Annotated in this window: 12 protein-coding genes and 1 tRNA gene; 4 read left to right on the top strand and 9 right to left on the bottom strand. The window is 70.3% G+C overall.

Translation table 11 applies throughout. The features are described from left to right. Nucleotides 1-124 precede the first annotated feature (124 nt). Both ACZ4XD_RS25250 and ACZ4XD_RS25245 read right to left on the bottom strand, forming a co-directional pair. On the bottom strand, nucleotides 125-2,653 hold the full coding sequence (locus tag ACZ4XD_RS25250) for an ABC transporter permease (protein ID WP_468045600.1): 2,529 nt from the start codon (nucleotides 2,651-2,653) through the stop codon (nucleotides 125-127). 51 nt (nucleotides 2,654-2,704) lie between these two features. Further along, nucleotides 2,705-3,517: an ABC transporter ATP-binding protein gene (locus tag ACZ4XD_RS25245; protein WP_468045598.1), complete on the bottom strand. Its 813-nt coding sequence runs from the start codon at nucleotides 3,515-3,517 to the stop codon at nucleotides 2,705-2,707. 473 nt (nucleotides 3,518-3,990) lie between these two features. Here ACZ4XD_RS25245 and ACZ4XD_RS25240 point away from each other — a divergent pair. Beyond that, nucleotides 3,991-4,071, top strand: a tRNA-Leu gene (locus ACZ4XD_RS25240). A gap of 91 nt (nucleotides 4,072-4,162) precedes the next feature. On the opposite strand, the gene ACZ4XD_RS25235 is transcribed toward ACZ4XD_RS25240, so the two are convergent. Both ACZ4XD_RS25235 and ACZ4XD_RS25230 read right to left on the bottom strand, forming a co-directional pair. After that, nucleotides 4,163-5,332 (bottom strand): glycosyltransferase, encoded by a 1,170-nt coding sequence (locus tag ACZ4XD_RS25235; RefSeq protein ID WP_468045596.1) that lies wholly within the window; start codon nucleotides 5,330-5,332, stop codon nucleotides 4,163-4,165. Further along, nucleotides 5,332-8,178, bottom strand: a complete 2,847-nt coding sequence (locus tag ACZ4XD_RS25230; RefSeq protein ID WP_468045611.1) for a bifunctional glycosyltransferase/CDP-glycerol:glycerophosphate glycerophosphotransferase — start codon at nucleotides 8,176-8,178, stop codon at nucleotides 5,332-5,334. Before ACZ4XD_RS25230 ends, ACZ4XD_RS25235 begins: the two co-directional genes overlap by 1 nt. Before the next feature lie 651 nt (nucleotides 8,179-8,829). Between ACZ4XD_RS25230 and ACZ4XD_RS25225 the strand changes: the two genes are divergently transcribed. After that, nucleotides 8,830-9,708, top strand: coding sequence for a Bax inhibitor-1/YccA family protein (locus ACZ4XD_RS25225; protein WP_468045594.1), 879 nt, complete (start codon nucleotides 8,830-8,832; stop codon nucleotides 9,706-9,708). Between the two features lie 143 nt (nucleotides 9,709-9,851). Here the strand turns inward: ACZ4XD_RS25225 and ACZ4XD_RS25220 are convergent, their stop codons facing one another. Beyond that, nucleotides 9,852-10,079, bottom strand: a complete 228-nt coding sequence (locus ACZ4XD_RS25220) for a DUF4287 domain-containing protein (protein ID WP_042156435.1) — start codon at nucleotides 10,077-10,079, stop codon at nucleotides 9,852-9,854. Between the two features lie 98 nt (nucleotides 10,080-10,177). Here ACZ4XD_RS25220 and ACZ4XD_RS25215 point away from each other — a divergent pair, with 98 nt between their 5' ends. After that, nucleotides 10,178-10,537, top strand: a complete 360-nt coding sequence (locus ACZ4XD_RS25215; RefSeq protein WP_468045592.1) for a hypothetical protein — start codon at nucleotides 10,178-10,180, stop codon at nucleotides 10,535-10,537. A gap of 44 nt (nucleotides 10,538-10,581) precedes the next feature. Here ACZ4XD_RS25215 and ACZ4XD_RS25210 read toward each other — a convergent pair whose 3' ends face one another. The 3 genes from ACZ4XD_RS25210 to ACZ4XD_RS25200 form a co-directional block, all read right to left on the bottom strand. Then, on the bottom strand, nucleotides 10,582-11,544 hold the full coding sequence (locus tag ACZ4XD_RS25210; RefSeq protein WP_468045590.1) for a hypothetical protein: 963 nt from the start codon (nucleotides 11,542-11,544) through the stop codon (nucleotides 10,582-10,584). A 717-nt stretch (nucleotides 11,545-12,261) separates the two neighbouring features. Beyond that, on the bottom strand, nucleotides 12,262-13,482 hold the full coding sequence (locus ACZ4XD_RS25205) for an acetyl-CoA C-acetyltransferase (protein WP_468045588.1): 1,221 nt from the start codon (nucleotides 13,480-13,482) through the stop codon (nucleotides 12,262-12,264). 205 nt (nucleotides 13,483-13,687) lie between these two features. After that, complete coding sequence (locus tag ACZ4XD_RS25200; protein WP_468045586.1) at nucleotides 13,688-14,701, bottom strand: SGNH/GDSL hydrolase family protein; 1,014 nt, start codon at nucleotides 14,699-14,701, stop codon at nucleotides 13,688-13,690. A 195-nt stretch (nucleotides 14,702-14,896) separates the two neighbouring features. On the opposite strand from ACZ4XD_RS25200, the gene ACZ4XD_RS25195 reads away from it, so the two are divergent. Beyond that, nucleotides 14,897-16,285, top strand: coding sequence for a cystathionine beta-synthase (locus ACZ4XD_RS25195; protein ID WP_468045584.1), 1,389 nt, complete (start codon nucleotides 14,897-14,899; stop codon nucleotides 16,283-16,285). A gap of 384 nt (nucleotides 16,286-16,669) precedes the next feature. On the opposite strand, the gene ACZ4XD_RS25190 is transcribed toward ACZ4XD_RS25195, so the two are convergent. Then, nucleotides 16,670-17,083 (bottom strand): hypothetical protein, encoded by a 414-nt coding sequence (locus ACZ4XD_RS25190; protein ID WP_468045582.1) that lies wholly within the window; start codon nucleotides 17,081-17,083, stop codon nucleotides 16,670-16,672. Nucleotides 17,084-17,122: the final 39 nt, after the last annotated feature.

The raw sequence follows: 17,122 nt of genomic DNA, 5'->3' as shown, positions 1-17,122 counted from the left end.
GCGGGGGTCCGAACTAGGGGAGGTGGGGGGGTGGGGGCTCTGGGCGGGGAGGGGGGGGGGGCGGGGGAAAGGGTTCCCCCCCCCCCCCCCCCCCCCCCCCCCCCCACCCACCGGCGGCTGCGCGCTACTCCGCCTTGATGGCGGCCAGCATGTTCATCCTGGCCGCGCGGCGGGCCGGCCACAGCGCCGCCAGGACACCGATCAGCGCCGCCACCGCGAGGAACAGACCCATCCGTCCCCAGGGCAGCTCCATCTCGTATCCCTCTATCGTCTTGCCGATCAGCTGACCGCCGGCCCAGCCGAAGAAGACGCCCAGGCCGACCCCGAGCACCCCGCCGAAGAGCGAGATCACCAGCGACTCCAGCCGCACCATCCGCTTGATGCCGAGGCGGTCCAGTCCGATGGCCCGCAGCATCCCGATCTCCTGCGCGCGTTCGAAGACCGACATCGCCAGGGTGTTGATGACACCGAGCACCGCGACGATTACGGCCATGGCGAGCAGCCCGTACAGCACGTTCAGCATCATGGTGATCTGGCCGGCGATCTCGTCGGAGACCTGCTGCCGGTCGGCGACGGAGATCGCCGGGTTCTTGCCGAGCGCGGTGACCAGCGCCTCCTTGGTGGCGGCGGAGGCGTCGTCCCGGGTCTTCACCAGCACCCGGGTGTCGGTGGCCTGCTTCTGGTGCGCGTCGACGGTGGCGTGGTCCACCACCACGCCCATGAGGATGTCGCTGGGCTCGTAGACACCCGAGACGGTGAGGGCGCTCTTGGTTCCGTCGTTGAAGGTCACCGGGATACGGGAGCCCGGGTGCAGTTTGCCCCGCTCGGCGGTCCGCTCGTCGACCACCACCCGGTCGCCCTGGAGCCGGCCCAACGAGCCCTGGGTGAAGTCGAGTCGGGTGAGCCGGTCGAACGTGCCGCCGTCGACGGAGGTCAGCATCGTGGGGTCGGCGCCGCCCGTGACGGACTGGCGCAAGGGGCTGACGGCGGTGACCTCGTCCAGGGCACCGAGCTTCTTCGCCACCTCGGGGGAGAGCGGCTGGTTGCCCGCCATGGAGACCACGTAGTCGGCCTTGAGGGAGGCGACGGCCTGCTTCTCGATGCCGGTCTGCACACTGGTCGCGACCACCGTCAGACCGGTGATCAGGGTCAGCCCGATCATCAGCGCGGAGGCGGTGGCGGCCGTACGGCGCGGATTGCGGACCGCGTTGAGCCGGGCGAGGGTGCCGGCGACCCCGAAGGACCGCAGGACGGGTGCGGCCAGCGCGATCAGCGGGCGGGACAGCAGCGGGGTCAGGATGAACACGCCGGTCATCGCCGCCGCCGCACTCAGGCTCATCACCTTGGCGCCGGCGTCGTCGTCGGAGAGGTGGGTGGCGGCCAGCACTCCGGCCGTTCCGGCGCCCGCGACCAGTGCGCCGAGGGTGTTGCGCACCACCAGCGACTTGGTGGTGGGGGCGGCGTGCACGCTGTTCATCGCGGCGACCGGCGGGACCTTCGCGGCGCGCCGGCCCGGCAGCCAGGCGGCCAGGACGGTGATGAGGACTCCGACGAGCAGGGAGGCCACCACGGCCGAGAAGGGGACCACCAGGGGGCCGTCGGGCGTGGTGGCGCTCATGCTGCTCGTCAGGGAGCGCAGTCCGGCGCCGATGCCGATGCCGGCGACCAGGCCGACCACGGAGGCGATCACGCCCACCACGAACGCCTCCAGCAGCACCGAGCGGGTGACCTGACGGCGGCTGGCGCCGACCGCGCGCAGCAGCGCCAGTTCCCGGGTGCGCTGGGCGACCAGCATGGTGAAGGTGTTGGCGATGAGGAAGATGCCGACGAAGAGTGAGATGCCGGCGAAGACCAGCAGGGCCCGCTCCATGTCTTCGCTTTTGCTCTTGATCATCTCGGCCAGGTCGGCGGAGAGCTGCTTGCCGGTGCTGGCCTCGGCCTGACCCTTGGGCAGCACGGACTCGACCGCGGCCTTCAGGGCCGTCTGGGAGGTGCCCGGGTCGGCCTTGAGCTGGATCTCGTGGAAGCTGCCGGGGGCGCCCAGCAGCTTCTGGGCGGTCGGGGTGTCGAACAGGGCGAGGCTGCTGCCGGGCGGGACCCGGTGGGCGTCGGCGGTGAAGATGCCGGTCAGCCGCTGCTCGTGGACCGGGCCGTTGGTGGATATCCGTACGGTGTCGCCGACCTGGTAGCCGGCCTTGTCCGCGGTGGGGGCGTCCAACGCGAACTCGTGCGGGCCGTGCGGGGGTGCGCCGTTGCGCATCGGGTAGCGGGGGTCCTTGCCGCCGGTACCGGGGGCGTAGTTGCCGCCCTCGCTGTGGGAGGCGTCGCCGATCAGCTCGCCCTTCTTGTCAGCGATGGCGGTGAAGCCGTGGACGACGCCGGTGGCGGAGGCGGCGCCGGGCACCCGGGCCGCCTTGTCGAGAAGCTTCTGGTCGAGGAGGGGCGGTGCGCCGGTGGCCTCGTCGTACTGCGGCTGGATGGCCACGTCGACGTCGCGGAAGCTCTGCTGCATCGCGCCCTGGGACGCCTGGGAGATGGTCGAGGTGAAGACCAGGGTGCCGGCGACGAAGGCCACGCCGAGCATCACGGCGAGCACGGTCATCAGCAGCCGGGCCTTGTGCGCAAGCACGTTGCGCACGGCGGTTTTGAACATGAGGGGGTCCTGGAGGTGAGGTCCGGTGGTACGGGTGGCGGCTGCCGCTGATCAGGTCGTGCGGGCCCGGGCGTCGGGGCCGGGGGTCCGGGGGGCCGCCCCGGAAAGGTTGCGCATCCGCTCCAGCACGGTGTCGGAGGTCGGGCGGGCCATGTCGTCGACGATCCGGCCGTCGGCGAGGAAGACCACGCGGTCCGCGTAGGAGGCGGCGACCGGGTCATGGGTCACCATCACCACGGTCTGGCCCAGTTCGCGTACGGAGTTGCGCAGAAAGCCGAGGACCTCGGCGCCGGAGCGCGAGTCGAGGTTGCCGGTGGGCTCGTCGGCGAAGATGATCTCGGGCCGGGAGGCGAGCGCGCGGGCGACCGCGACGCGCTGCTGCTGGCCGCCGGAGAGCTGGCTGGGGCGGTGCTTGAGGCGGTCGCTGAGGCCGACGGTCGCCACGACGCGGTCCAGCCAGGCACGGTCCGGCTTACGGCCCGCGATGTCCATGGGCAGGGTGATGTTCTCCAGGGCGGTCAGGGTCGGCAGCAGGTTGAACGCCTGGAAGACGAAGCCGATCTTGTCGCGCCGGAGCTGGGTGAGCTTCTTGTCCTTGAGCCCGGTCAGTTCGGTGTCGCCGATCCGGGCGGAGCCGCCGGAGATCGAGTCCAGCCCGGCCATGCAGTGCATCAGCGTCGACTTGCCGGACCCCGAGGGGCCCATGATCGCGGTGAACTCGGCCGGTCGGAAGTCGACGGAGACCGCGTCCAGGGCGACCACCTGGGTCTCGCCCTGTCCGTAGACCTTGGTGAGGTCCGTGGCGCGGGCGGCCGCCGTCGTGGAGCCGGGGGCGGTGGCGACGCCGGAGTGGTGGGTGGTCACGGGGGGTGCTCCTGTCGTACGAGGGGCCATCAGGTCCGCGACGGCCCCGGGGACTCGGGTGGCGGACGGAATGCGGACGTTCTCCATCGTGGGCCCGGGGGCGGGGCGGGGGCGTCAACCCCTGTGGTCGCTTTCGACCACCCCCGGGACGTATGGGGGGTTCGCCCGTCATCCCTGCGGAGGAGGCGACTCCAGATGCTGTTGCCTTGCTCACGGCCGCGGGAGGGGCGGCCGGGCGGGGGTGACGGTCACGCCGTCGAGGCATCGAGTTTCCGTCAATTCGGGCATGAAAATGCGCCGGGGGGCTTCCCATCGAAGGTGGGCTTCAGGCATGTGCCGAAGGCCTGTACCGGTCGCTGATGCTCACTCAGTTGCCAATAAAATAAGACAACCTCGGGAAGAGCGGCCGATCTGCGTCGTGCACTGCGGGCTACGCTCGTGCTGCCCTCTTTGAGGTGGCATGGGGGATCCCAGCCCGGATGGTGGAATGCAGACACGGCGAGCTTAAACCTCGCTGGCCTACGGCCGTGCCGGTTCAAGTCCGGCTCCGGGCACTCCGCGCGCAGCGGAGCTTAACTGAATTTTCAACGAGAAGGGGCCGCCGGGGAAAGCCGGCGGCCCCTTCTCGCATTGTGAGTTGTCGGCTCAGCGCTCCACGAGCGCGAACAAGCTCTCCCAGCGGCCGACAATCTCCTCCGTGGAGAACCGCTGGATGTTCTCCCGGGCGGCTTCGCCCATCGTGTCCCGGAGCTCCTTGTCGGACATCAGGGCGTCGAGATGCCGGGCGAATTCGGTGATATTGCCCGGCGGGGCGAGGAAACCGTCCACGCCGTCCGTGATGATCTCGTGGACGCCGGGCGCCACATCGAACGCCACACACGGCACGGCCGTCGCCATCGCCTCCATGGGCGCCAGCGGGAAGCCCTCACCCCGCGAACTGAGCGCGAAGACCGCGCTCTCCCGCAGCGCACCGGGCACATCGCCGGTCCGCCCCATCCACTCGACGGTGGCGGCGATCCCCAGCTCCGCGGCCTGCTTGCGCAGCGCCTCCTCTTCCTCCCCGGAGCCGTAGACCCGCAGCGTCCAGTCGGGATGCTGCGGGGCGACCTTGGCCCAGGCCTCCAACAGGAGGTCCACGCCCTTCTCTTCGTGCAGCCGGCCGATGCTGACCACGCACTTGGCGGAGCGGTCCGAGGGCACCTCGGGGAAGAAGGGCAGCGGGTTCGGCATGAAGCCGACGTTGTCCATCCGCTGCCGGATCCAGCGGTCCGCGTCCTCCCGGGTGAGCGTCAGCATTCGGTCGACATCCTGGTAAAACCGCTTGACCCGGGCGAAGCGGGAGGACTTGCGGCAGGTGTCGAAGGACTCATGGCTCATTCCGAACACCGTCAGCTCCGCGGTGTCGGCCAGCGCGACCCATTCCATGGCCCACACCTGAGTGACGATCACCACCCCGCCCGGCTTCGCCGCCCGGAACAGCGCGCTCAACTTGGCCGCCTGCTCCCGCATTCCGGCTTCCCGGGCCGCCCGGCGGCGCTGCTCGACGAGGTTGAGCTTGTCCTTGAGGCCGCGTACCGGGGTCACCGAGGGCGGGTGCTCGGCGTACAGCGTGGTGGTTCGGAACGGCACGTCGGGGGCCAGCTCCTGGACCCGGCCCTCGGGGGCCGGCACCACGCCGACCAGGTGCACCCGGTGGCCGCGCTCGCTGAACAGCCGCGCCATCTGGTGCGACCAACTGGTGATGCCCCCCAGCTCGTTGACGCTGTTGGACACGAAGAAGATGTCCCGCGGCTCGGCTGCGTTCGACTTGGTCATCAACGGCTCCACTGCGCAAAAAACTGATCGACGATGCTCCGGGCGGCGTCGCCCCGGTCGTATTCGCCGAACTTGGCGACGAATTCCCTGCGGCTCTTCGCGTATTCCAGTGCCTGCGACTCGAACGACTTGATCGTCTCGTGGAAATCGTCCTCGGTGCGGACCACCGGACCCGGCGCGTGCTCCAGCAGATCGAAGTAGGTGCCGCGGCCCTCGTGCACATACTCGTCGTAGTCGTAGGTGAAGAACACCAGGGGACGGTCGAGCAGCGCATAGTCGAACATCACTGACGAATAGTCGGTGATCAGCCCGTCGGCCAGCTCCAGCAGGGGCGTCACATCGTGGCGCGCCGATACGTCGATGACCCGGCCCTGCACGGTCGGTGGCAGGACCACATGATTGAGGTAGTGCGAACGCACCAGGAGGACATAGCGGTCGCCGAACTGATCGGCGAAACGCTCCACGTCGAAGGGCAATTCGAAGCGCCCGTGCCGGCCGCCCGCCTTGCGGAACGTCGGCGCGTAAAGGAGTACGGTCCGGTCCTCGGGAATGCCCAACTCCGCGGCCAGCGGCCCGCGTTCGCGCACCCCGCGCTCGGCCTCCCGCTGCCGGGCGTGCACCAGTGCGTCATTGCGCGGGTATCCCACCCGCAGCAGCGTCTTCTCCTGGAGCCGGAAAGCCTTGGCCAGGGTGCGTACATCGTGCTCGGAGCGGACCAGGAAACGGTCGAAGCGGTCCAGCGAACGCTGCTGCTCCTCCTGCTGCCGGCGGGTCTGTGCCTTCAGCGCCGGCTGGTCGAAGCCCATGTTCTTCAGCGCCGAGCCGTGCCAGGTCTGGAGGTAGGTGGTCTCCGGGCGCTTGGTGAGCTTGAGCGGATAGCTCTGGTTGTCCACCCAGAACTCGGCCTGCGCCAGCGCCTTGAGGTAGGGCAGCGACCAGCGCCGTACGAGCGTGACGCCCTTGGGGAAGTCCTTCGGGGACCCGGCGTACGACCAGATCGCCTCGAACTCCAGGCCCTGCCGGCGCATCTCCTCGTAGAGGGCGCGCGGGCTGTCGCTGTACTGCTTGCCGAGGTGGCTCTCGAAGACCACCGTGCGCTTCTTGACCGGCAGCCGGCAGAACACCTCGTGGTAGGCGCGGAGTTTGTTGTCGCCGGAGGTGACCTTCTGGCGCAGCGCCTTCGCCTTGCGGTAGCCGGTCTTGGCCAGCGTCCCCGGCTTGCCGCGCACCCCGCGGTTGATCAGCTCCTGGACGCGCTCGGCGTTGCGGCCCTCGCTGACCAGGCGGAACGCCAGATGTCCCTTGGCCGAGACATGCGGTTCGAGGTGGTCGGCGACCATCCGCGTCAGCCGCGGCCGCACCGGCAGCGGCTCGGACAGCGCGGTGTCGGCGACGGTGAGCCGGGTCGTGGTGCCCACCCCGTCCACGTCCAGGCGCAGCCGTACGTCCCAGATGGTGTCGACGATGCCGAGCGGGCGCAGCTTCGCGGTGAGGTCCGCGGCGGCCTCCCAGTGGACGGTGTCGCCCTCGTGACGCAGTTCCCGCACCGGGAAGTGGAAGGACTGGAGGCTGCGCCGCCGGGCGCTGAACTCCAGCCGGCCCGTGAGGCGGGCGCCGGGCGGGATGACGCCGAGCGGATTGGTGATCCGGCCGGCCAGCGAGACCGACTTCCCGGACGCGCTGAAGCGGGTGAGCTGGTTGCGCAGGAAGAGCTGGTTGACCGGCTTCTCGTGGTAGCCGATGTCGGTCACGTCCAGGATCTCGCGCCCGAACGCATCGTCGAAGTGGCCGCCGCACCAGTAGATCCGGCCGTCGTGCTCGCTGAGCGGAGAGGAGAGCTTGTCGCGGTTGATGAGGGTGTCGACCGCCGGGATCAGGTGGTCCCAGTCACCCTGCTGGAGCAGGTAGGCGCAGATGGCCTGGATCGGCTGGACGCGCTCGTACGCCTCGGGGGCGATGCTCGCGAGGTATTCCCGGGAGAGCTCGGAGAATTCCTGGCGATAGGCATCGTCGCGGAACGGCAGATCCCGCAGATGCAGCACCAGATCGTGCTTGAGGAATTTCACGTCCTTGGCGAGCTTCAACTCATCCAGTCCGCGTTCCGCCAGCAATGCGTCGATGCGCCGGTGGATCTCCAGCCGGTGTGTGTAGTTGGTCATTTCGTGACGCCGGTTCGTCACCGACTTCACGGCGGCCCGTTCGTATACGTGCCAGAAATAGACCTGATTGGGGATCAGGGTGATGCGGCGCGCCGCCAGATATGCATCGGCGATAAACATCAGGTCCTCGTAGAACATCCCCTTGGGGAATCGGAGATTGTTCTCGATGAGGAAATCGCGGCGATAGCACTTGTTGGTGGAAAGGGTGTCCCAGACGAACAGGTCCGGCAATTCCGTGACGGATTCCAGAGTGCGGGTCGTGGAGTACAGCCAGGCGTACCACTCGTCGCGCTTCTGATTGCGGGTGTCCTTGTGCAGCCGGACGCACAGACCGGAAACAATATCCGAGCCGGATTCCTCGGCGGCCTCCAGCATATTGCGGCACGCATTGATTTCCAGGACGTCGTCGCTGTCCAGGAACATGACGTAGCGGCCCTCGGTGTGCTCGATGCCGACGTTCCGCGGCTCGCCTCCGGCACCGCTGTTCTCCGGCAGCTGGAAGGCTCTGACCCGTCCGGGGTGATCGGCCGCGAGCCGCTGCGCCACTTCGAAAGAACGGTCGGTGCTGCAATCGTCGACGATCACCACCTCGACGTCCCGGAGCGTTTGGTCCAGCACGGACTGAACCGCGGTCGGCAACCGGTCGGCGTCGTTGTAGACGATGACGACTACTGAGACGTCAGGCACAGGCACCTCAACCCTCTTTCGCTGCTGTTTCCCGCCAGAATAGCCCTATCTGTACCCTCGGATTACAACCGATCGCGCCCATAGCGCTACGGACAGTGAGGCGCGGGTGCGTCGAGAAGGGGCACTCCGGGGTCGGATCTTGACCATGCGTCAGCCCTGCGGAACCACCCACCAGGGCAAGCTCCGGCCGGCAGGGAAGACGGCCCCTCCCGGGAATCGGTTGCCTGCCGGGTCCGGTACGTCCGTTGCGATCAGACATTTATCGGATTCCGTTCGGCGGCAGCGGGAAGAAGCCCCGGGCGGAGCAGAAGGAAAAACCCAGTTCGAGCCCGTCGCCAGCGGACGACGGCAACGGGCGGCGACAAGAGGACGAGAGAAGACGACAAGAAGACGGCAAGGTGATGGCCGGAGATCGAATACCCGGAATGCCCGGGACCGGGAGGTGTGACGGTGCGACAGCGGTCCGTCGCGGCGACGCGGCGCGGTCCGCATCCTGCTCCGGGCACGTCTGTGGTCTCCCACACGTCCTCCTCATGGCGGATGTGCCGTCGCGGGTTCAGGGAAAGATCCTGCTCAAGAACTAGCGACGCGCCTTTGCCAAGCCATTACGCTTGCCGTCAAGGCCGCGCAGGGCGGCCATGGAGGAGTGAGATGAGGAGCAGCAACCCGGTCTTCTCGCGACGGGGGTTCAGCCGCGACACCGGCTACGCGGGCTTCAACGCACCGCCGCAGGCCGGGGCCGCCGCGAACCCGTACGCCGGAGCGAACCCCTACGCGCAGGGCGGTAACCCCTACGCGGACCCGACCAACCCGTACGCCCAGGGGCAGCCCGCCACCCAGGCGCCGCCGCAGTACACGCCGCAGACCCGCCCGATGACGATGGACGATGTCGTCGCGCGGACGGGCATGACGCTCGGCACGGTCATCGCGGGCGCCACCGTCGGCTGGCTGTTCCTGACCCAGAGCCTCGGCTTCGCCATCGGGGCCGGTCTGGTCGCGATGGTGCTGGCGCTGGTGCAGTCCTTCAAGCGGAAGCCGTCGCCCGCGCTGATCCTGGGCTACGCGGCGCTGGAGGGCCTGTTCCTCGGCGCGCTGAGCGGCTTCCTCAACGGCCTGCCGAACATGAACGGCGCCCCCATGCAGGCGGTGCTGGGCACCATGGCGGTGTTCGTCGCCATGCTGGTCGCCTACAAGACGCGGATCGTGCGGGTCACCGCCCGCTTCACCCGCTTCGTGATGATCGCGGCGATGGGCTTCATCCTGCTGTCGCTGGTCAACGTGCTGTTCATGGCGTTCGGCGGCGGTGAGGGCCTCGGCTTCCGCAGCGGCGGCCTGGGCATCGTCTTCGGCATCGTCGGCGTGGTCCTCGGCGCGCTCTTCCTGGCGCTGGACTTCAAGCAGGTCGAGGACGGCATCGCCTACGGCGCTCCGCGCGAGGAGTCCTGGCTGGCGGCGTTCGGCCTGACGCTGACCCTGGTGTGGATCTACATGGAGATGCTGCGGCTGATCTCGATCCTCCGGGGCGACTGACGCCCCGCGACGCCGGTGCCCCGTGCGCCGGCGCAAACCGTCGAAGGGCCCGTGGGCGAATCGCCCGCGGGCCCTTCGACGTGCGGAGTGCCGGATGAGGTGAAGGTTCTGAGCCGGACCGGCACGGAGCCCGGCAGCGTGGATCAGAACTTGCGCGCGGCGCGCCTGAGATCGTATTCGTGGACGATTGCCTTGGCGTGGCCGTAGGCGAGGTTGTGCTCGCCGCGGAGCCAGCTGACCTTCTCATCGAAGCGGAAGAGGGCGGGGCCCTCGTCAACGGTACGGAGCCAGTCGGAGATTTCCCGGCCGGTGCAGTGCGGGATACGGGAGAGCATGTTCCGGTGGGTCTCTTCGGAGAAGAGCTGAGACATCGGCGCCTCCGGACGCGGTCGATGCTGGTTCTTCAGGCCACCGTGCCTGAGCGTTCGGGCGTTGGCAACCACCCGGGAGTGGCGCATAGGCTCACGACGTGCTTGACGTGACCCCCTTGCAGACCGCCGTGGACGCCCTCGCCGACCGCCTCCGATCGCTGCCCCAGAGCAGGCTCGACCGGGGCGCCGCGGCCGAAGCGCTCGCACTGGCCCGGCAGTTGGCGACCCGGGCGCAGCTGATCGAGCGGCCGGGGGAGCCGCCGTACGAGCTGCCGGACGCGGGGATGTTCGCGGCGGGTGACCAACTGGCGGTGGCCGGGCACGATCTTGTCGAGGCGCTGCGGGCCGCGGCGGCGCACCCGGCCGACGGGACGGCGAACTCTGACGCGAAAGTGGCCCCCGCCGACGAACTGGCGGAGGCCGTGCGATGCGTGCGGGCGGTGGCGGACCGCTGCTAGGGCCGGTGGTCCAAGACCTCGTCGGCCGGGCCCGCCGGGCGGGGTCAGAGCGAGGCGATGACGCGGTCCGCGAGGATGTAGACGCTCTCCTCGCGGGTCTCGCCCCAGGAGAAGGTCAGCGCGTAAGCGCCGGAGATACCGGAGCCGCCCAGCAGTACGGGGGTGCGCCCCGCGTGCAGGGCGTCGGCCACGCGCTCCGCGGTCTCGCGCTGCCCGGGGGTCAGACAGAGCGTGGTGCCGTCGGCGAAGACATAGACGTCCAGGGTGCCCAGCGGGCCGGGGCGGACGTCCGCGAGCGGGGTGGCGTCCTGCGCCAGTTCCTCCAGGCGCGCCACCGTGCGCTCATGATCACTGATCACCGGGGACGGGGAGAAGTCCGGGTGCGAGGGGTGGCGCCGGCGGGCGGCGGCCAGCTCGGCGGACTCGGTCTCCTCGACCGGCTCCAACTCCGGCGCGTCCAGGGCTTCCAGCGCCTCCATGGACTCCAGGTGATCCATCGCCTCCAGGGCGTCCGGGCCCAGCAGCGGCTCCAGACCGGCCAGATCCGCCTGGCGGGGCAGGAACGGCTGGATGTCGAGCCGGTCGGACTCCGGGCGCTCGGACGGCTCGCGCTGATCCGCGCGGGGGTCCAGCAGTCCCTCGTCGCCGAGGCCGACGAGTCCGCCGAGCAGGGACGGGGCGTCGGCCGCGTCCCGGGCCTCCTGCGCGGCCCAGAAGGCGCGGGCCTCGGCCAGTTCGCGCTCCCGCTCCTCGGCCAGCGCGTCCGCGACGGCGGCACGTATGTCCGCGAGCGGGGTCTCGGCGGCCGGGACGGTACGGGCGGCCGGGATGGCCGCGGTGGCCGGATGCGCCTCTGCGGCGGCCGCGGTGTCCTGACGAGTGGCGAGGAGCTCGGCGCGCAGCTCGGCGATCTGGCGGCGCAGGCCGCGGGCGGTGTGCAGGGCGGCGGCGCCCAGCGCCACGGCGGCGGCCGCGGCCACCAGCACGACGAGGGTGTGGACGCTCATGCCGAAACCTCGCTTCGCTCGGCCCCGCATTCGCGAGGCGCGCCCCCTTCATTGGTTCGCTCGCAGGGCTCGCTCATGCCGAAACCTCGCTTCGCTCGGCCTCGCATTCGCGAGGCGCGCCCCCTTCATTGGTTCGCTCGCAGAGCTCGCTCACGCCGAAACCTCTCTCCGTTCGGTCCCGCATGGGCGAGACGCGCACCTCTTGACCCGCTCGGGGGCGCTCGCTCATGCGTCCTCCCCACTTCGCTCGGCGGCCCTGTTCCCAGGGGCCGCGCACCGGTACTCGGACTTCCCCCGGCCATCGGACCGGGCGACCCCCTTGATGCGCTCGCTCGGGATCACGCCTGGTAGCGGCTCGGTCACCGGCGTACTCCCGTTAGCAGATTGTTCTCCGACTTCCTACATCAGCCTGCCGGTGGTCGGCGACCGCACCTTGTGCCCTATGTCCCGAAATGGAGGGGAGTCAGGGCGTCGTATGCGTCGGCGCACCCCTGCTGACCTGCAAGAACACCGCTCCCCCAGGGCGTTGGTCACAATCCTGGGGGAGATTGGGTCGCGATCTCGTTAACGAGTGGCGCAGGTCACGCCGTGTCGCCGCCCGTGTTCATGCGAGCGCGAAGGGTGTGCGCGGGGCGGAAGTTGGTCCGTTTTCCCGCGCACACCCCGTGAAGCGCTGACGTCGCGGCTCGGATCGGCCGCTCGTGCCCGTGGTCCCGCTCAGCTCAGCCGCTCGATGACCATCGCCATGCCCTGGCCGCCACCCACGCACATCGTCTCCAGGCCGAACTGCTTGTCGTGCCACTGGAGGGAGTTGATCAGGGTGGTGGTGATGCGGGCGCCGGTCATGCCGAAGGGGTGGCCGACGGCGATCGCGCCGCCGTTGACGTTCAGCCGGTCCAGGTCGATGCCCAAGTCCCGGTAGGACGGGATGACCTGGGCGGCGAACGCCTCGTTGATCTCGACCAGGTCGATGTCGGAGACCGAGAGGCCGGCGCGGCGCAGCGCCTGCTTGCTGGCCTCGACCGGGCCGTAGCCCATGATCTCGGGGGAGAGGCCGGAGACGCCGGTGGAGACGATCCGGGCCAGCGGGGTCAGGCCCAGCTCGCGCGCCTTGGTGTCCGACATGATCACCAGCGCCGCGGCGCCGTCGTTCAGCGGGCAGCAGTTGCCGGCGGTCACCAGGCCGTCGGGGCGGAAGACCGGCTTGAGGCCGGAGACGCCCTCGACGGTGACGCCCGCGCGGGGGCCGTCGTCCTTGGAGACGACCGTGCCGTCGGGGAGCGTGACCGGGGTGATCTCCCGCTCCCAGAACCCGTCGTTGATCGCCTTCTCGGCGAGGTTCTGGGACCGGACGCCGAACTCGTCCATGTCCTGGCGGGTGATGCCCTTGAGGCGGGCGAGGTTCTCCGCGGTCTGGCCCATCGCGATGTACGCGTCCGGGACCAGGCCGTCCTCGCGCGGGTCGTGCCAGTCGGCGCCCTCCTGCTCGGCGCGCGCCGCGGTGCGGGCCTCGGCGTCGGCGAAGAGCGGGTTGTGGGTGTCCGGCAGGCCGTCGGAGCTTCCCTTGATGCTGCGCGAGACGGTCTCGACGCCGGCCGAGATGAAGACATCGCCCTCACCGGCCTTGATGGCGTGCAGCGCCATACGGGTCGTCTGGAGCGAGGAGGAGCAGTAGCGGGTGATGGTGCACCCCGGGAGGTGGTCCATCCCCATCTGGACGGCCACGATGCGGCCGAGGTTGTGGCCCTGCTCGCCGCCGGGGAGGCCGCAGCCGAGCATCAGGTCGTCGATGTCCCTGGGGTCCAGCTCGGGGACCTTGGCGAGCGCGGTCTCGATGATCTTCGCGGTCAGGTCGTCCGGCCGCAGATCCTTCAGCGAGCCCTTGAAGGCGCGGCCGATCGGGGAGCGGGCGGCTGAGACGATCACGGCTTCGGGCATCACACGGCTCCAGGTGCGCGGGAAAAGGGCGGACTGTGAGGGAAGTTACCTGCACGTACTGCTGAGGTCACGCGGTCCGTGCTGTGATGCGGGCCTCTTTTCTAAGCGGGCGCTTATGAAAACGGGGCGGGGCCGCCGGGTATTCCCGTACGGCCCCGCCCCGTTCCTCCGCGCCCCGCTCACCGCCGCTTGGACGCCCGCTCCCTCACGGGATGACGGACGACGGCCCGGCCGGCTCCGCCGTGGGCAGCTGACGGCGCCTGCGGTGCTTGAGCAGCGCCCAGGGGGCGCGGGAGGCGGTGACCTCGGTGCCGCCCTCGGAAGCCGCCTCGGCGGCCGCCTGCTCGACCGGCAGCAGGCCCTCGCCACGGGCGGGCTCGGGGCGCTCCTCCTCCGGCCACAGGCCGAGCGAGGCGCACAGCGTCGGCAGCACGGCCATCGCGGCGGTGGCATAGCCCTCGGCCGACGGGTGGTAATTGTCCGGCCCGAACAGCTCCCGCGGCCGCGCCTCGAACTCGGGGCCGAGCAGATCGCCGAGGGAGACCGTACGGCCGCCGCTCTCGATCACGCCGATGGTCTGGGCGGCGGCCAGCTGCCGGGAGAGCCGCCGGGCCACCCAGCGCAGCGGCTGGTAGACCGGCTCGACGCTGCCCAGATCAGGGCAGGTGCCGACGACCACCTCACAGCCCGCCGCGCGCAGCCGGCGCACCGCCTCGGCGAGATGGCGCACGGACTGGGCGGGCGGCATCCGGTGGGTGACGTCATTGGCGCCGATCATGATGACGCAGACGTCCGGGACCTCGGTGCCGGCCGCCAGCATCAGCTCGACCTGGCGCTCCAGGTCGTCGGACTGCGCGCCGGGCAGCGCCACATTGCGGAAGTCGACCGGCAGCTCGGAGAGCGCGGCCAGGCCGGAGGCGAGCAGGGCGCCCGGTGTCTGGGAGGCGCGGTGCACCCCCTGGCCGGCGGCGGTGGAGTCGCCGAGGAAGCCCAGGCGCAGCGGCGGGCGGTCGGTGCGGTGGCCGAAGGCGGCGCCGTAGCGGCCGTCGGCGCAGGGCGGGATGTCGCTGGAGCCGCCGACCGTCCGGCGGGCCAGCCGCACCTCGGTCAGCAGCACTCCGACGGCGGCGACGCCGAGCAGCCCGACCCCGCCGCCGCCGAACGCGGCAGCGGTGGCGATCCGCCGGGCCACTCTCGCCCTGGACATCGTCATCGGCATGGGCCGGGCACCTCCCCGTACAGTGCGGGCGCGCCGCGGCCCGGGGCCGGACGCGCTCTTGAAACGGCAAGAACTCCTACAACAGGGTGTTGCCCGTTCCTGCACGGAACGCAACTCGTCCTTCCTCTAACGGACCCGGGCAATAGGCTGGCCGCACCGGCGCAGGAGAGCGTGCCCCCGACCGCGGAGACCACCGTGCAGTTTTACGATTCGATGATTGAGCTCGTCGGCAACACCCCGCTCGTGCGGCTCAACAACGTCACCCGAGGAATCCAGGCCACCGTCCTGGCGAAGGTCGAGTACTTCAACCCCGGCGGGTCGGTCAAGGACCGGATCGCCGTGCGGATGATCGAGGCCGCCGAGCAGTCGGGTGAGCTGAAGCCCGGCGGCACCATCGTCGAGCCCACCTCCGGCAACACCGGTGTGGGTCTGGCGATCGTCGCCCAGCAGAAGGGCTACAAGTGCATCTTCGTCTGCCCGGACAAGGTGTCCACGGACAAGATCAATGTGCTGCGCGCCTACGGTGCCGAGGTGGTGGTCTGCCCGACCGCCGTGGACCCCGAGCACCCGGACTCGTACTACAACGTCTCGGACCGGCTGGTCCGTGAGACGCCCGGAGCCTGGAAGCCCGACCAGTACAGCAACCCGAACAATCCGCGCTCCCACTACGAGACCACCGGTCCCGAGCTGTGGGCGCAGACCGAGGGGCGGATCACCCACTTCGTGGCGGGTGTCGGCACCGGCGGCACGATCAGCGGCACCGGCCGCTATCTCAAGGACGCCAGCGAGGGCCGGGTCAAGGTCATCGGCGCCGACCCGGAGGGCTCGGTCTACAGCGGCGGCTCCGGGCGCCCGTACCTGATCGAGGGTGTCGGCGAGGACTTCTGGCCGACCGCCTACGACCGCACGGTCGCCGACGAGATCGTCGCGGTCTCGGACAAGGACGCCTTCCAGATGACCCGGCGGCTGGCCAAGGAGGAGGGCCTGCTGGTCGGCGGCTCCTGCGGGATGGCCGTGGTGGGCGCGCTGGAGGTCGCCGCGAAGCTCGGCCCGGACGATGTGGTCGTCGTGCTGCTGCCGGACAGCGGCCGCGGCTACCTTTCCAAGATCTTCAACGATGAGTGGATGGCCGACTACGGCTTCCTGGAGGAGGGCGGCGCCGCCGCCCGCGTCGGTGAGGTGCTCCAGCACAAGGAGGGCGCGCTGCCCTCGCTGGTGCACATGCACCCGGAGGAGACCGTCGGCGAGGCGATCGAGGTGCTGCGCGAGTACGGCGTCTCGCAGATGCCGATCGTGAAGCCGGGCGCCGGGCACCCCGATGTGATGGCCGCCGAGGTCGTCGGCTCGGTCGTCGAGCGCGAGCTGCTGGACGCGCTGTTCACCCAGCGTGCCTCGCTGACCGATCCGCTGGAGAAGCACATGTGCCCGCCGCTGCCGCAGGTCGGCTCGGGCGAGCCGGTCGCCGATCTGATGGCGGTGCTGGAGACGGCGGACGCCGCGATCGTCCTCGTCGAGGGCAAGCCGAAGGGCGTGGTGAGCCGGCAGGACCTGCTGGCCTACCTGGCGCGCGAGGCCGGCAAGTAGCAGGAGGTCCCGGCGGCCGTCCCCCGTGGCGGCCGCCGGGTCCGCCGGCCGCGGCTCGTCGCACCCTCGGGTGGCCCCGGCCGCGGACGGTCCCGGGTACCCGTCACGGCGTCAAGTGGCCGTCAGGAAACGGGCCGCCGCCGCAAAGTGAACGTATGCGTCATGTGCCGGCAGCACGCACTTAACACGCGTCGGGCAGATTGAAGGTGCACGGCGATACGGACCTCCGGAGCGGCTCCCGGACCTCCACTCTCGCCGCCCGGACGCGACGGCCGGCCCTGACCCGGACGCGCGTCCCCTGCGGGGACCGCCGTCGTCCCGCCCCCGGCCCCGGCCGGGGTGCGGCGGTCCCCGCAGCATCTCCCCGGCCCGCTCCCCGGAGCCTCAGTCCCCCGCGCCGTCGCGACGGTCCCTACGCGCCCGCGACGCAGGCCACCGGACCATGCCGTGCACGGCGTTGACGCCGACGATGCCGGCCCAGGTCACCAGCAGGCCCGGCAGTCCGGTGTGCACCGCGGCGACCGTGGACAGCGGGATCGCCAGCACCAGCGAGAAGGCGGCGACCCCGAACCGTTCCCAGAACTCCCGGCCGCGGCCGGCTCCGCGGGGCGGCAGGGTGCCGCGCGCCACCTGGATCTGCTGCTCGGCGAGCTGCCGCCGCACCCGCCGGTCGACGTTCGCGTCCAGCTTCTCCAGGAAGGACTCCAGCAGCTCCGACTCGTACTCCGGGCCCAGCTCCTTGCGCGTCTGGAGGGTCGCGTCGAGTTCTTTCCGCAGATCGGGGTCGTGTGTCGCCATGCTGCGAGATTACGGGCCGCGGGCGGGCGGCACCCTGGG

It is taken from the genome of Streptomyces sp. NPDC029466 (genome assembly GCF_055574515.1).
This window is presented reverse-complemented; position numbering and strand designations above follow the sequence as displayed.

Coding starts and splice junctions, on each gene's coding strand:
- ACZ4XD_RS25210 (WP_468045590.1), bottom strand. CDS start 11,544: ATGAGCGTCCACACCCTCGTCGTGCTGGTGGCCGCGGCCGCCGCCGTG.
- ACZ4XD_RS25200 (WP_468045586.1), bottom strand. CDS start 14,701: ATGCCGATGACGATGTCCAGGGCGAGAGTGGCCCGGCGGATCGCCACC.
- ACZ4XD_RS25235 (WP_468045596.1), bottom strand. CDS start 5,332: ATGACCAAGTCGAACGCAGCCGAGCCGCGGGACATCTTCTTCGTGTCC.
- ACZ4XD_RS25225 (WP_468045594.1), top strand. CDS start 8,830: ATGAGGAGCAGCAACCCGGTCTTCTCGCGACGGGGGTTCAGCCGCGAC.
- ACZ4XD_RS25220 (WP_042156435.1), bottom strand. CDS start 10,079: ATGTCTCAGCTCTTCTCCGAAGAGACCCACCGGAACATGCTCTCCCGT.
- ACZ4XD_RS25205 (WP_468045588.1), bottom strand. CDS start 13,482: ATGCCCGAAGCCGTGATCGTCTCAGCCGCCCGCTCCCCGATCGGCCGC.
- ACZ4XD_RS25250 (WP_468045600.1), bottom strand. CDS start 2,653: ATGTTCAAAACCGCCGTGCGCAACGTGCTTGCGCACAAGGCCCGGCTG.
- ACZ4XD_RS25190 (WP_468045582.1), bottom strand. CDS start 17,083: ATGGCGACACACGACCCCGATCTGCGGAAAGAACTCGACGCGACCCTC.